Source organism: Aeoliella straminimaris (assembly GCF_024054565.1).
Taxonomy (GTDB): Bacteria; Planctomycetota; Planctomycetia; order Pirellulales; family Lacipirellulaceae; genus Aeoliella; species Aeoliella straminimaris.
On sequence record NZ_JAMXLR010000095.1, the window covers coordinates 132,095 to 146,583 of the forward strand.

At 60.0% G+C, this 14,489-nt stretch carries 12 protein-coding genes; 3 read left to right on the forward strand and 9 right to left on the reverse strand.

What is annotated here, in order from left to right:
- Positions 1-2: 2 nt before the first annotated feature.
- On the reverse strand, positions 3-476 hold the full coding sequence (locus tag NG895_RS29580; RefSeq protein ID WP_252856184.1) for a TraR/DksA C4-type zinc finger protein: 474 nt from the start codon (positions 474-476) through the stop codon (positions 3-5).
- 520 nt (positions 477-996) lie between these two features.
- On the opposite strand from NG895_RS29580, the gene NG895_RS29585 reads away from it, so the two are divergent.
- Together NG895_RS29585 and NG895_RS29590 are read left to right on the forward strand one after the other, a co-directional pair.
- Positions 997-2,376, forward strand: coding sequence for a sulfatase-like hydrolase/transferase (locus NG895_RS29585; protein ID WP_252856185.1), 1,380 nt, complete (start codon positions 997-999; stop codon positions 2,374-2,376).
- Between the two features lie 222 nt (positions 2,377-2,598).
- Positions 2,599-3,450, forward strand: a complete 852-nt coding sequence (locus tag NG895_RS29590) for a laminin B domain-containing protein (RefSeq protein WP_252856186.1) — start codon at positions 2,599-2,601, stop codon at positions 3,448-3,450.
- Positions 3,451-3,475: 25 nt separating this feature from the next.
- Here the strand turns inward: NG895_RS29590 and NG895_RS29595 are convergent, their stop codons facing one another.
- The 6 genes from NG895_RS29595 to NG895_RS29620 all read right to left on the reverse strand — a co-directional run bounded on the left by NG895_RS29595 (position 3,476) and on the right by NG895_RS29620 (position 10,276).
- Complete coding sequence (locus tag NG895_RS29595) at positions 3,476-4,708, reverse strand: sialidase family protein (RefSeq protein ID WP_252856187.1); 1,233 nt, start codon at positions 4,706-4,708, stop codon at positions 3,476-3,478.
- Positions 4,659-6,251 carry a protocadherin gene (locus NG895_RS29600; RefSeq protein ID WP_252856188.1) on the reverse strand — a complete coding sequence of 531 codons (1,593 nt, stop codon included), beginning with the start codon at positions 6,249-6,251 and terminating at the stop codon, positions 4,659-4,661. Before NG895_RS29600 ends, NG895_RS29595 begins: the two co-directional genes overlap by 50 nt.
- A gap of 39 nt (positions 6,252-6,290) precedes the next feature.
- Positions 6,291-7,256, reverse strand: coding sequence for a YybH family protein (locus NG895_RS29605; protein WP_252856189.1), 966 nt, complete (start codon positions 7,254-7,256; stop codon positions 6,291-6,293).
- A gap of 164 nt (positions 7,257-7,420) precedes the next feature.
- On the reverse strand, positions 7,421-7,639 hold the full coding sequence (locus NG895_RS29610; protein ID WP_252856190.1) for a hypothetical protein: 219 nt from the start codon (positions 7,637-7,639) through the stop codon (positions 7,421-7,423).
- Between the two features lie 265 nt (positions 7,640-7,904).
- Positions 7,905-9,668: a serine/threonine-protein kinase gene (locus NG895_RS29615; RefSeq protein ID WP_252856191.1), complete on the reverse strand. Its 1,764-nt coding sequence runs from the start codon at positions 9,666-9,668 to the stop codon at positions 7,905-7,907.
- Positions 9,665-10,276, reverse strand: coding sequence for an ECF-type sigma factor (locus tag NG895_RS29620; protein WP_252856192.1), 612 nt, complete (start codon positions 10,274-10,276; stop codon positions 9,665-9,667). Before NG895_RS29620 ends, NG895_RS29615 begins: the two co-directional genes overlap by 4 nt.
- Positions 10,277-10,483: 207 nt before the next feature.
- Between NG895_RS29620 and NG895_RS29625 the strand changes: the two genes are divergently transcribed.
- Positions 10,484-11,440 carry an SGNH/GDSL hydrolase family protein gene (locus NG895_RS29625; RefSeq protein ID WP_252856193.1) on the forward strand — a complete coding sequence of 319 codons (957 nt, stop codon included), beginning with the start codon at positions 10,484-10,486 and terminating at the stop codon, positions 11,438-11,440.
- A 144-nt stretch (positions 11,441-11,584) separates the two neighbouring features.
- Here NG895_RS29625 and NG895_RS29630 read toward each other — a convergent pair whose 3' ends face one another.
- Positions 11,585-13,147: an arylsulfatase gene (locus tag NG895_RS29630; RefSeq protein ID WP_252856194.1), complete on the reverse strand. Its 1,563-nt coding sequence runs from the start codon at positions 13,145-13,147 to the stop codon at positions 11,585-11,587.
- Between the two features lie 356 nt (positions 13,148-13,503).
- Positions 13,504-14,400, reverse strand: coding sequence for a hypothetical protein (locus tag NG895_RS29635; RefSeq protein ID WP_252856195.1), 897 nt, complete (start codon positions 14,398-14,400; stop codon positions 13,504-13,506).
- Positions 14,401-14,489 lie beyond the last annotated feature (89 nt).

Here is a 14,489-nt window from a genome sequence, read left to right on the forward strand (position 1 = left end):
GTTCACACGCCGCGACATCCTCCGGTACAAAACCGCTTGTACCGAGTGATGCCACTGCCGCGGCTGACGCGCAGTTCCACCAGCGCGCCGCAGCGGGAGCAGAACTCCGGATCCTCGTCGGGCAACGTGCCGGTTTCCGACTTGTGCTGACACTCGGTGCACCGCTTGGTCTCGGGCAGGAACTCCAATCGCTCGGGATCGATCGGCTGGCGGCATATCTCGCACAGCACGGCCGCTTGCCAGTCGCCATCGTCGTCCCACTCGTCGTCGGCATCGTTGGCCTTGAGTCCCACCTCTTTGCACCCAGGGCAGGTCATCAGAGGCGTGTACTCCGCCAGCAGCGCTTCGACAATCGATTCGTCAGGATCCTTATCCCGCCGCAACTGCCCCACGATCCGCAGCCGCGCGACTAGATCGTCTCGGCCGCAAACCGTGCGATATCCACAACGTCGGCATTCGAGGACTTTGCGAAGCATGATTCCGGTGGGGTGTTCGTGTGTAGCTCCCGTCGCCAGACGGAGGAGTTTAATCGCATCGTGAGCCGGCTGGTGACTTTGCGCCCCCGTATCAGCGAGGTCGCCCGCCATTACGTCCCACTCCGTTGGGGGAAAGCGTTCGGGTGGGGATGGGCTCGGCGTGGAATTTGCCAAGCGAAGGCCCCGGGTGCCTTTGTACCTATACATAAAATCACGCGTTCATTAGATCAAACTGCCGCGCGAATTCAACCGCGGTACTTGGACAGGCCTTGTGAGTCGGCTGTCCAAGTTGCACGCCGCTTGTGCCCCGCGGTCAACGCTACCGATGGCGGAGCCTGACCACGGCTTTGCAGCCAACCGCATGCTGGCGGCCCGTCACATTAGCGGGTCGCCAACGGCTGGGCAGATGCCGGTGCCATGGATTTGAATTACCATGAAGCCTTGCCCACCAAGCGCGAGTGGTCCGAACGCTCCGACAGCTTTTTTCGCCAATACTCTCCGATAAGAGTCGTGGTAACTTATGAAATTCTTGTGCACCCTCGTTGTCTTGCTAACCGCAGGTACGGTACACGGCCAGCAACCGACCGAAAGACCGAACATCATTGTCATCCTTGCCGACGATGCTGGCTACCACGAGTTCTCGATGCAGGGCTCCACGACCATCCCCACGCCTCGCATCGACTCGATCGCTGCCAGTGGTGTTAAGTTTTCCAACGGCTACGTCTCCGGCTGTGTCTGCAGTCCGACGCGGGCGGGGCTGCTGACGGGTCGCTATCAACAGCGTTTCGGTCACGAGTTCAACATTCCACCCGCATACAGCGAAACCAATGGCCTGCCACTCAGCGAAGCGACGATCGCTGACGCAATGAAAAGCGCCGGCTACCGCACGATCGCGCTCGGTAAGTGGCATTTGGGTTACGCGCCGAAGTTCCATCCCCTCGAACGTGGCTTTACGGACTACTATGGCTTCCTGCAGGGAGCCCGCAGTTATTGGCCGTTGGCCAAGCCAACACGACTTAATCGACTTCTCCACGATCGCGAGCCGGTCAAGCCGGAGGAGTTCGACTACATGACTGATGAACTTGGTCAGAAGGCGTGTGAGTACATCGCACAGAATAGGGACCAACCGTTTTTCATGTATCTGGCATTCAATGCTACCCACGGGCCGCTCCACGCGACGCCGGCCGATCTGGCGAAGACCGAGGGTGACAAGATTGCTGCGATGACGATCGCTTTGGACCGGGCGGTGGGATATGTGCTCGATGAACTGGAAAAACAGAATCTCGTTGATAACACGCTGGTCGTTTTTATCAACGACAACGGCGGGGCAACGGGCCACGACAACTATCCCCTTCGCGGCCACAAAGGTTCTACCTGGGAAGGTGGCATCCGCGTACCGTTTGCCATGCAACTGCCCGGTGTGATCCCCAAAGGTCAAGTGTTCGAGTTCCCGGTTATTCAGTTGGACCTGATGGCGACTTCGATGGCGCTGGCCGGCGTCGAGCAAGCCCTCGGCAAGCCGCTCGACGGGGTCGACCTGCTCCCCTTTGTCACTGGCCAGAACAAGGGTCGTCCTCACCAGACCTTGTTCTGGAAAAACGGCGACAGATGGGCGGTCCGCGATGGGGATTGGAAACTCGTCGCCGGAAATCGTGCAACCAAGTCCACCCCCGGTCAGATGGAGCTCGAACTGTTTGACTTGTCCACCGACATCGGCGAACAGCACAACTTGGCTGCCAGTCACTCGGTGGACGTTCAACGCCTGCAGGAACTGTACGAAGCATGGAAGCGTGACTTTCCCGCGCCACGTTGGGGAGGCGGTGCTCGAGCAAAACGAGCCAACAACAACGCGAAGTCGGCTCCTGCCAAGCGTGCCCGGAAACCGGCGGCGACAAAATAGGAACTCGGAGTAACCTGTTGCTGAACCGGTTGGGCAATGGTCGGAGATGACAGGTCGGCCATTGCGCATTTTCGACAGGGCGAAGGTGCGCACCGTTCTACAGGGCACCTGCGGCCGCTTTCCCTATTTTTTCTCGGGCGTAGTTAGCTGCCTGTGATGGCATTCTCGCGTAGTGGTCAGATGGAGTCGCCAGCGGTGCTTCCCTTTCGACCGGAGAATGCCATGCTTGCCAATCAATGCGATCGACTGGTCCGTCTGGTGTCGATGAGTCAAACCTTGGTGGTGGGCCTGGCCGTGGCAACCACTGCGAGCGGGGTGGAGAGCCGGTTCGACGCCGATGCCGAAGGTTGGATTATCACCGACGACGGTCAGGCCGCAGGCGAGCCGGCTAGATACAGCGATGGCGGGCACATCTTTCACCAAGAAGGGTTGTTTGCCACCGACGACTGGTACTTTCGTGCACCGGCCAAGTTCCGAGGCAACTTTTCTTCGGCCTACGGCGCCCAGCTGGAGTACGACCTGCGGCAGAGCGGAACGGGAGAGGACTTCGAGCTCGACGAAATCTATCTGCGAGGTGGTGGGCTCACGCTGACCATGCAGACGGCACCCCCAGGACAAAGTTGGACTAGTTACTCCATTCCGCTGGTCGAATCCGCGGGGTGGAAGTTGAACAGTCGATCGCCCACGCAAGACGAGTTGCTCGCGGTGCTTGCCAACCTGACCGACTTGCAGATACGTGGTGAGTTCCAGTTTGGGAGCGATACCGGCTATCTAGATAACGTGGTTCTGCCCGAGTTCACAAGTCCCCGAGTGGTGGGCGACTACGACCGCAATGGAGTGGTGGATGCGGAGGACTATCAACTGTGGAAGTCGACCTTTGGCTCGACGGACATTCTGTTGGCCGACGGCGATGCCAGCGGCTCGGTGGACCTGGCCGACTATCCCGTGTGGCGTAACAACCTGGGTGCTGCCCTGCCAGCGAACGCGGCGGTGAATGCCGTTCCCGAGCCATCACCGCTGTGGTTCGGGCTGGCGGCCGTGTGCTGCGGACTGCTGCTACGCTGGCTTCTCTAAGACCGCTTGCCCTCCCTGCCCTGCTTCAATACTTACTGGTGGGATCGAAATTTAATCCATAAATGTCACTGGAACCGCGGGCTTCGCCACAGTAGAAGACGGCCAACCAACGCCCGTTTTCGACGGGGGTCATCCAGGCGTAGGTGATGTCCTTGCGACGGCCAAGATCTTTGGGAAAGCGGGCGACCTCGCCGACCGGAGTCCAGTTCAACTGTTGGGAGTTGGCTTCGTAAAGCACGATGCGGCCTATCAGCTCTCGAGGTTCGCTCTTGTATCGTTCCGAGACCAACGCATACAGGTGATCGGGGCGGTTGGGGTCGACCGCAATGTGAGGGGAAGGTAGCTCGCACGTACCGGGATAGTCGGAGACCAGGCCATTGATCTTGGTTTGCCAGGTTTGGCCGAAGTCGTCGCTGGTCATTTGCACGTAGCGACCGCTATTGCGTGCGCCGCGTACCAGTCCGACGAAGCGGCCATCGGCAAAAGTGAAGGCCGGCTCGACGAGTGGTTCGTCGAGGTCCGAGATGCTTTGCGACTCGCTCCAGGACTGTCCGTTGTCGGTCGACCAAGCCATCCAGATGCCACCGGTTTTGTCCGTGGCAGGCGGGCGATAGTGCCCGAACACGGCCAAACCCTTCGAAGGTACGTTGACCACGTGGCCGAAGACGGAACCTGTTTTACCGCGAGCGAGTGCCGAGACGTCCACCGTCTGCCAGGTTCTGCCCGAGTCTTCGCTCCGCCAGCCATCGATGGTGCTGGCAACGTTGGCGTTGTAGGCCATCGATAGCAGGACCACCGCGCCATCGTCGGCCACGCCCAGGGCGACGTTGCCGGCAGAGGTGTATTCGTCTCCGTCTCGGTAACGTTTCAGGATGTGGGGTGCGGTGAAGGTCTGCCCCTCGTCGGTGGAAACCGAAACTGCGGGGCAACCACCGCCGTGCGACCCGTGAAACGAGCCCGCGATGAACGCCGCGACAAGCGTGCCGTCGGGCGTGCGGACCACCTTGGGCCAGGACAAGTGCCGGATGCTGGAGTCGTGAGGCGCAGCCACCAGGACGCGGGGCTCGCTAAAGTCGCCAGCTAGGGAAACCTCGCTCTCGGTGGCGAGGCATGACGCCAGCGGCACCATGCTCAGGCAACAGCAGAGCATGTTTCGAAACATCACGGCCGCGAATACCGAGGGCTGCTTGCTCGATTCGCTAGCTCCGCTAATCGCCATCCGAGCCGCTGTCGGCCTGCGAATTGCTGCTTGCTCCATCGGTTCCATCTGCTCCATCCTTTTGCTGCAAGCGAACGAGCAGCAGTTGCTCGGTCTTGCCATCGCCCATATGGACAAGCACGGGAGTCTCGTCCTTGGTGAGATTGTAGATGCCAGTTTCAAAGACGGTATTGGTGTCGTCGCCCACGGTCCAGGCCGCCCGCTGCGTCTTCTTGTCGACCGCGCCGTGGATTACCTCGTTGCTGCTCTCTTTCATATTCGTCATGTTACCGCGCAGGGTGCCCTTCTTGTCGACCGCCAGTTGCACGATCAGGTTCGCCGACTTTTGGCCACTATCGGTCAGGGCGAACACGCCCAGGGGCATCCATTGCTCGTTGCTCGAATTGCCGCTGGCGTCGGCGCCGCTGGCGGCCAGTTGCTGGCCTTGTTGGTAGTACTGCTGGGGAGTACCGACGTCCTGACCGTCGACGTAGATGGAGTTGTCCTGGTACACAACGTTATCGCCGTAGTTGTAGTACACCGGCGTACCAGTGCAGCCCATCCAGACACTGAGCCGTGGCCAAGGGGCATATAGCCAAGGATTGCCGTACACCCAGGCTGGGGGGTACCAGGCACCCGGATAGCGACGGTACCACCCTGGGGTAAAAATGTAGTAGTTGTTGAAATTGCGGCGAACGACCACCGCGTTGTTGTGGATGACCCAGGGCGACCAGGGATGGAAGGGATGGTCGCCCGCGCGAATTTGGTCGTACAGGCGGCTCAGCGGCTTTTGGGTTTCGCCGGGAATAAAATTTTTCCGCGGTCCATCGCCCGCTTTCACGTTGTCGTAAAGTTGGCTGAGCTTGCTCTGCGTCTCGCCCGACAGGTTGCCACCACGCGGACCATCGCCCGCTTTCAAATCGTCGTAAAGTTGGCTGAGTCGACTTTGCGTTTCACCCGATAGATTGCCGCCACGTGGGCCATCGCCGGAGCGGGCGTTGTCGATGGCCTGGCTGACTCGGCTTTGGGTTTCGCCTGAGAGGTTGTGCAGGCCATGGTCGGAAGGCAGGCCGAGAAAGTTGGAGAGCTGGCTGCGACTGGGAGCACCGCCCGGGCCGAGCCCTGCCCCGCCGCCACCGGCGCGATTGGCCAGCGCCGCTTCTGCGCCACCCCCGCCCAGCCCTGCGGCGCGAAGCTGCGAGGCAATGTCCGCACCGCGACCACCACCGCCTGCTGGATTGAGCCCCCCCAGCCGGCCGGCGCCAGCCGCGGCTGCTGCGCGATCGGCAAATTGCCCGCCACCCAGGCCTCCGCCCAGTCCGCCACCGCCATCAAAGCCACCAGGGCTCGCCGGTCCAAGTCCACCCGGACCGAGGCCACCCCCTCCCAATCCGCCACGGGGTAGTCCTCCACCACCTAGTCCACCACCTCCCAAGCCACCACCACCGAAGCCACCGCCCATTCCTCCCATGCGGCCGCCCATGCCGCCGCCACCAAAGTGGCCGCCTCCGCCTCCGAAACCCCGCGCGTCGGCGGTGTTCGCAAGCGTGGCCAGGGCAAATGTGGCGAGCAACGTGGCCGTGGTGTTTAGCAATCGACGCATTGGGATGTCCCCTGCAAGTGAGTGCGATTGGGTACGCGGTTAGTTCTTTGTGTCCGAGGTGGGCTTCTTGAGCACGACGGCCTGAGGATCGGCCACGGTCGCTCCGCCGGCCGTGCGCTGCGTCGAGCGCCACCCCAAGGCGTCGTCGAGCAGTGGAGCCCAAAAGTCGGTGGAAGCGGTCGGCACGCCAGCGGCGGTGATGCCACGATTGCGTACGACCCAGCCATCCTCGAGAGCCGTCCAATGGCCCACGTTGTGGGAGCCATCGTCCGAGAACGTCCACGAGGTGACCTGTCCGGTGGAGGGATCCCAACCGATGATCTCCGTTGAGGTGCTTTGCTGACCGTCGTGGGTGACGACGAAGCGTCGCTCGAGAAACGTCTTCGTGGGGTTCCAATTACTCGACAGCGAAATTTGCGCATCGTTGTGATCGGCTGCCCAGTCGCCCACCAGCATCTCGAGGTGCACCAGGCGGTCGTAGGTCGTGGGGATGTCGACGCTGGAATCGCGTACGCTGTCCATCAACCACTTGCCATCGTTCTGCTTGACGTGGATGGCGACGTACTTGCTAGCGGCCGGTGCGCCGAGTGGCGCGGGGACCAGCTTGGCGGTGCCCTGTTCGACGATTACGTCGTCGGTGACCTGCCGCATCGAATCTATGTAGATCTGCATCTCCAGCGGATCGTTAGCGGCGAAGAACGCCTGATACAGCTGCTGTATGGCTTCGCGGCCTACATGCTGAACGCCTTCCTCGTCGACGTAGACGCCATCGGGGGTCCACAGCTCGGCGATTGCTTGGGCGTCTTGCTGTTTGAAAGCGGTAGAGAAGTCTGAGGCCGACTGGCGAATTGCCTTCTCGGTCGCCTCCGTCGGTGCGGAGCTGGCAGGAGCGGAAGTCTCTTGAGCTGCCGCTGCTGTAGACATGCCAGCCAGCAGGCCCAGCATAAGCGAACGAACCAATGAGCCAACGTGGCAAGCCATCGTCACACCCCCTGAGTAGGTCATGTGTCCTCGTGCCGACAGACACCCACTGAGATTAGTAGCCCAGCGGCCACGCCCTGCAGGGCGTGGGCCAGTGCTGGGAAGCTTACCTCAAGTTTACTGCTTCTGGGGAAGCACACCAGCGAATTTCCGCAAAAGAGCAGACTCTGTTGCTGGCAGGCATCGGGTTACTCGGCGTCCAATCCGTCCATGGCCGGTTGCGGCGGTTCGCCTGGAACTTCCGACTCATCCATAGACATGACGTAGGCGACCATGGCTCCCAGCATCAGTACCACCGCAGTCCATACGCGCCAATCTTTATGAGGGCCAGGGCGACGATTATGGTGTTGGTGTTGGTTGTGGTCGGCATGTCCGTGTTTGCCTGCGTGCTTATGATCTTTGGACATTCTGGGATAGACCTCCGCAAGTGCTGGGGGGGTGGTGTTCGTGGGGCCAGGAGCGGCTCTCTGCGGCAGGCTCCCGACTTATGCAGCTAGTGTAGCTGCCTGGTTAAGGGCGAGCAGCCGCCCATCTGGCGATGGACGACATTTCGTCGAGCCCTATCATCCCTTCAAGGACCGGCATTCGACAAGATCCCTGCAAACCGCCCCGTCGGATGGGATTTTGTGGCCGAGGACCAGCTGGACGGGGCCGCATCTTGGTGGTTGGGGGCTAGTCGCGCGGCTTGGAGGGCATCACCAAGGCCACAAATTGCAGGGTGATTCCCAGCACCTGCCAGATGCAGTAAGGAACCGCGTTCATGACGATGATCGTTGCCTCCGCTGGCGAGTAAAACAGGTGATTGGACCACGCGCTAAAGATAGTCAGCAGACCCTGCATCAACTGTACCAGGAAAAACAGCGTTGACAGCAGTAGTCCCCACCTGTTGCCTCTAATAGCTAGGATGCCACCCCCTACGCTGACCGCCGTGTAGATTGCTATCAATAGTACTAACCCCAGTAGCGACAGCAACAACTCATTCTTGTCTTGGTAGGGAGGATCTGGCTGCCCCACGAGCCCATAGATCGCGGCGATGGTGGCGACGGATCCCACGGTGACGAACAGGCCCGAAAACACGCTACAAGCTCCTGCGATCAGCATGGTGCGCGAGCGGTACCATCTCCATCCGCGGCGTAAGAGTCCCACGGGGCGGGCGGTGATGGGCGTGCCGTGCAGCCAACGCTGAAGGTCCGCGGCGAAGTCCTTGGCCGTTTGGTAGCGGAGGTCTGGTTCTTTCTGCAAGCACTTCAGGCAGATCGTCGCCAGGTCGCGTGGGACACCGCGGTTCAAAATTCGCGGATTGGGGGCTTCTTCGTGCTGGATCTGCGACAGCAACGCCTGCTGGGTACCTCGGAAGGGGCGTTCGCCCGTTAGCAATTCGAACAGGATCACACCCAGTGCGTAAACGTCGCTGCGGCAATCGGCGTTGTGGGCGTCGCCTTGGGCCTGCTCTGGCGACATGTAGGCGGGGGTGCCCAGTACTTGTCCTTGTAGGGTCATCGTGACTTCGCTGGCCTCGCGCTTGGCGAGTCCGAAGTCCATGACGTGGGGCTCGCCGTGGGCGTTCAGCATGATGTTGGCGGGCTTCAGATCGCGATGGACGATCCCTTGGTCATGTGCATGCTGCACGGCGACGGCTATCTTGACGCACAGGTCGGCCGCTTTCTGGGGACTGAACGCGCCTGACTTGAGGCGCTGCGCCAAATCCACCCCGTCCACGTAGTCACTCACAATGTAGGACCAGCCATCCTGCTGGCCCACTTCATGCACCGACACGATGCCAGGGTGCTGCAAGCTGGCGGACGCCTGAGCCTCGCGGAGCAACGGCGCGGTCTGCTGCAGGCTGTCGTGTTGGTGACGTGGCAACTTCAGGGCTACCGGCCGATCGAGTTGCAGGTCGCTGGCCCGCCAGACCTCGCCGAACGCTCCCATGCCCAAGCGCGCCTCGAGCCGAAAGTGCCCGATGGTCATTCCGGTTCTCAGCCCGGCGGTGCCGGAGTCGGCCATGTTGATGTGGCCGTGGCAGGAAGGGCATGTGATGTCGGCTTGGCCGTCGTCCACGACCAACTCGATCGCATTGTGGCACTGTGGGCAACGCAATCTGACGGGGAATGCCTGCGTCGGATGCGCTGCAACGCTGCCAGTTTTCAGTGATGCGAATGCTCTGTCGACGACCGCGTGGTTGCTGGGAAACCGTGCCTGGTAGGCCGATTTGTCCTGGGGGTCATCCGACCGCCCGCGATACTCCAGGTCGAGCAGCATCAATTCATGCAGCAGTTCGTCTCGCTCCGACGGCAGGCAGTCGTAGAGGTAGTTTTCGATGAGCGGAGCGTCACCTCGCTTGCAGGTCGCTTCGAATTGTCGGCAGGCTGCTTCGATTCGCTCCAAGGCGGACAGGGGAAGCGATTGGGTGGACGAGTCCGGTTCTCGGCTCATTCGGGCGGTTCCTCCTCCCACTTCTTGCGAATCAGACGGAGTCGACGTTCGATGGTTCGCTCCGAGCACTGCTGCTGGTGGCTGATCTCCGCGTTGGTGTACCCCTGCAGCTTGGCTAAGGCCAGCGCTTCCAACTCGGGATCCCCCAATTGAGCCAGCAGTTGCTGGCATTCTTCGGCCATGGCCAGGGCGAAGTCGGGCGTAGGTTCCGCGCCCATCAATTCGTTGAGCGCTATGGGTTCGCTGTTGGCGTTCATGGCTCCAATGGCCGTTTCGTTGTGCACCCGGCCACCTCCCCGTCGTTGGCGTAGCTCGCGTCGTTTGAGGTCGACCACTTTGCGGGCGGTCATGCTTCCAATTAACCGCCAAAGGTTGTCGCGATCCGTCAAATTCGGAAAACGCCCTTCGCGCGCAGCGCGGAACAAGCTTTCCATGACGCTGGCCGCGACGTCTTCCTCGTCGGCCATTCCATGGGGACCATTGTGAAGCCTGGCGCGGGCCAGCGAGACCAACGTTGGAAAGTAGTGATGCCAAATGGCCTGAGCTGCGTCCGCATCGCCATGCCGAAGTTGCGTGATCCAATGCGTGACGGAATCGTCCGGACTCATGGCTTTCACCTTCATGGGAGGAGCGGAGACGTGAGGCAATGTACTGCGGTCCGCGTAGCCACGCAATGATTTGTACGGCTTGCCGCCGTTTCCCATGAGCTCCCCTTTTTCTGTCGGGTAGTTAATCTCCGTGTCGGTATACTCACCGGCACGGAGTTTCGAGGCTGTGCTATCCGTCCGGTAAGTTTTGTCTTCAAGGGGAGCCACATGTGTACTCGATTTCTCGCACTCTTTACGTTGCTTCTGCTCTGCAGCAATCCATGCCACGCCGCGCACATCGCGGGGGCATTCGGTGACAGCCTGGTCGATCGACAGAACTTTTACCTGGCCTCAGGCGGAACGTTTCCCGACCCGTCCTTGTATGCAGACGGCCGTTTCTCCAACGGACCGTTGTGGGTAGAGCGGCTTGCGGAGCGGCTTGGCACGACGCCACTTTCGGCGAGCCTGGCCGGGGGGACCAACTTCGCTTTCAACGGCGCGCGTATCACGGGCGCTTCGCCCGCGCCTTATGACGCAGTACCCAACGTGGAGCAACAAGTGGCAGCCTACCTGTCCGCAACTGGCAACACGGCTTCGCCCGACGGCATCTATGCCATGTGGGCGGGGGCCAACGATTTCTTTTTTGGCGAAACCGATCCCAGTGTTCCGGTGGCCAGCCTGGGGCAGAGCATCAGCGATCTGTACCTGGCCGGCGCCCGTAAATTCCTGGTGTTGAACCTGCCAGCTTTGGGGCAGACTCCTTTTTTCAAAGGCACCGTGTACGAGGTCCCGCTCGATGCCGCATCGGCCGGGTTCAACGCCTACCTGGCCGCGACGGTTGACAGCTTGCAGAGCGATTTGTCGGGCGTGAAGATCTATGAACTCGACGTCTACACGATATTTCAGCAGATACAGAGCAATCCGGCGGCGTTCGACCTGGCGAACGTCACCGACTCGGCCACGGTTTATGATCCTGTTTCCGGTATCGGCACGAGCCTGGCCGTTGCGAATCCCGAAGAGTACATGTTCTGGGACAGCGTGCATCCCACCGGCACCGTACACCGTATGATTGGCGATGCCGCCTGTAATTTGATTTGTCCGGAACCGAGCGCCGTGGTGCTCTTGTTCGCAGCCATGGTGCTAGTTGGCTGGCATTGCCGAACGCAGCGACGATTGCATTGTTAGCCGTTGAATAACTCGCAACACGGCAGGAGCAGTCTTGTTGCCGCCAATTAAAAAAGCCGCGCCCAGCAAGGCCGGGCGCGGCCATTAATCTGCGAACCACACGAACAAGAGTTCGCTCGTTCGTTGCTTGCAGCCAGCGACAGCTCAGTTTCGCGGGTAATCGAGCGTCTCCAGCTTCTTGAGTACTTCTTGTGCTTTGAGCGTCTGGTAGTTGATACCGCCAGCGTTCAGGCTCGAGCCGCCCTGCATCGGGTACTCAGGTATGGTGGCCAGGAACTGCTTGATAAAGTCCTGTACCGGCACCATGATCCACATGTTGTCGCCGTACCACCGGAAGTAGCCCATGGTGCCTTCCTTCCACATCCGCTCGTACGGATCGGCTTTCAGGTTGATGATCAGCGGCCAACCTGGCGTTTGGCGAACGCCGGTGGCGATGTTGCCATCGATTGTGGCGAAGTGTACCTTCCAATCGTCGACGCGCACCGCGTTCAACTCGCCACCCTGGCTGAAGTAGTAGATCTCTCGCCGGGGGCTCTTCTCGACGTCGCCTTTGAAGAACGGCAGGAAGTTATAACCGTCGGCGTGGATGCGGAACTCCTTGCCGTTGGCTGTGTAGCCTGCCTTGAGCTTCTCCTTGACATCCGGCACGCCGGCCGCCGCGAGCAGCGTCGGCATCCAATCCTCTTGCGAGATGATGTTGTTGTAGACGGTGCCGGGCTCGATGACGCCGGGCCACTTCACGAGCAGCGGCACCCGGAAGCCACCTTCCCAGGTGGTTCCTTTCTCGCCGTAGAACGGGGTGATGCCGCCATCGGGCCAGGTAAATGTCTCGGCACCGTTGTCGGTGCTGTAGATCACGATGGTGTTATCTTCGATGCCGAGATCCTTGATCTTCTGCAGCACCTGGCCGACGTAGCCATCGTGTTCTACCATTCCATCCGGGTACAGTCCGATGCCCGTCTTGCCTTCTGATTCGGGCTTCAGGTGAGTCCAGACATGCATGCGGGTCGAGTTGTACCAAAGGAAGGCCGGCTTGTCTGCCTTTACTTGTCGCTCGAGGAAATCCATCGCGTGGTCGTGCACTTCCTGGTCGATGGTCTCCATGCGTTCTCGGGTCAGCGGGCCCGTGTCTTCGATGCGTCCATCGGCAAAGGAGTGGATCACGCCGCGCGGACCGTACTTCTTGCGGAACTCGGGATCCTTGGGATAGTAGTAGGTCTCGGGTTCTTCCTCGGCGTTCAGGTGATAGAGGTTACCGAAAAACTCATCGAACCCGTGGGCGGTCGGCAGGTGTTTATCGCGGTCGCCTAGATGGTTCTTGCCAAACTGACCGGTCGCGTAGCCCTGCTCTTTCAGCAGATCCGCGATCGTGGGGGTCCAGTCCGGAATGCCGTGATCGCTGCCCGGCATGCCGATCGTCAGCAGGCCGGTACGGAACGGGTGCTGCCCCAGAATGAACGATGCCCGGCCAGCGGTGCAGCTTTGTTGAGCGTAAGAATCGGTGAACAAGGCACCCTGCTTCGCCAGACTGTCGATGTTGGGCGTCCTGTATCCCATGATTCCATGATTGTAGGCGCTGATGTTGTGCACGCCGATGTCGTCCCCCCAAATGACGACGATATTCGGTTTGTCTTGCGCGTTGGCAGATACTGCCATAATCAGCAGCACAGCCAACGCGGTGAGTGGTCGTTGGTCTCTAGTTGACATTACTTTCTCCCATATACTCGCGACGAAAAAGAAACTCGAATTGCGAACAGGTCCCCTCCGCCAAGGAGACCACTTTCCCCCAATCTAGGGTAGTTCGGGAGAAATGCAATGATTTCACGATTCTTTACTTGACGGGCATCCGTGGTTGTTCTGAACTAGTGGATAATTGGCACTCGGCCATTCACTCAAGGCCACAACTGTAGTTGGCTGATCCACTTCGGCGGTCTGCCCCAGTCGCCATAGTTGTGCCCCGGCAGTCCCCGTTTTCGGCGACGCGTGAGCCTGAGGGTCGCCATGATGGCCCCGAGACGACCTGCGCAGATTGGCAGCATGATCTTCAGGGCTGCTCGTCGGCATTACACCGGGACGTACTGTCGCCGGATAAGCGCTGCCGCTGCGAGTCCGAACATGGCTGCAAAGCCCCCGCCAGGTTCGGGAATCGGCACCGTGGCGGCCAGCGTGTAACGAAAGACGTCAAACTCCGTTTGTACAATCAGTTCATCGGTCACAATCGAGCCGACTGGATAGCCTGGCATGGCCGAACCAATGAACGAAAGGTCGATGCCAACAGTGTTGTTGCCGTTAATGGGCATGCCGACGACATCTTCCGCGGCGAAGAACGTACCGTCAGCCAATGAAACCGAGGTTACCATGGTGGGGCCGCCAAAGCCCTCCATCAACTCAATGGCATCAGTGAGCACGCCTCCCGTGTTCATGATCGCCATGTCGAGTGAGAAGATAGTGTTTTCGCTTGGAAACGAAAAGACGCTGGGGTCTGAGCAACATGGGAAAAGTCCATAGTCGAACAAGTAACTCGGTTCACCTGCTGTCTTTCCGAGTATCTTCAGGCTACCGTAGGCGGATTCGGATACGATGAATTGGCCGACAAAATAGTTGTTCGGAGCGTACTGTGGCGAAAAGCTCCAGGCTACGTCGAGCAGCGATTCATTGAAGGTCAGCTCGGTGCCGCCACCCAGGTTCACCGCTCCTCCTTCAATGGTGCCAACCACCAAGGGTGTTGAGGGAAACGTATAGAACGTGCCTTCATCCAATTCCAACAGCATCTCCATTCCCACCAGCTCACCGGTACCGCCCTTTAACTCATCGGTTCCGGTGACCGTGACATCGTAGGTCGTGTAACCTGGTATCGTGGATTGATCTGCTGGCCTGACGTCGATGCGCGTAACGAACGCATCGGCGCCGGTTGGCAGCGTCACGAAGATAAGGGACGCTAAGAAAAGTCTGCATAGCATCGTCATCCCCCTTTGAGTGCGAAGAGTTGGCTTCAGTCGCAGCCCACAGTGTCGAGTATAGGGAGGTATGATGGCTCTGCAATCAGTAG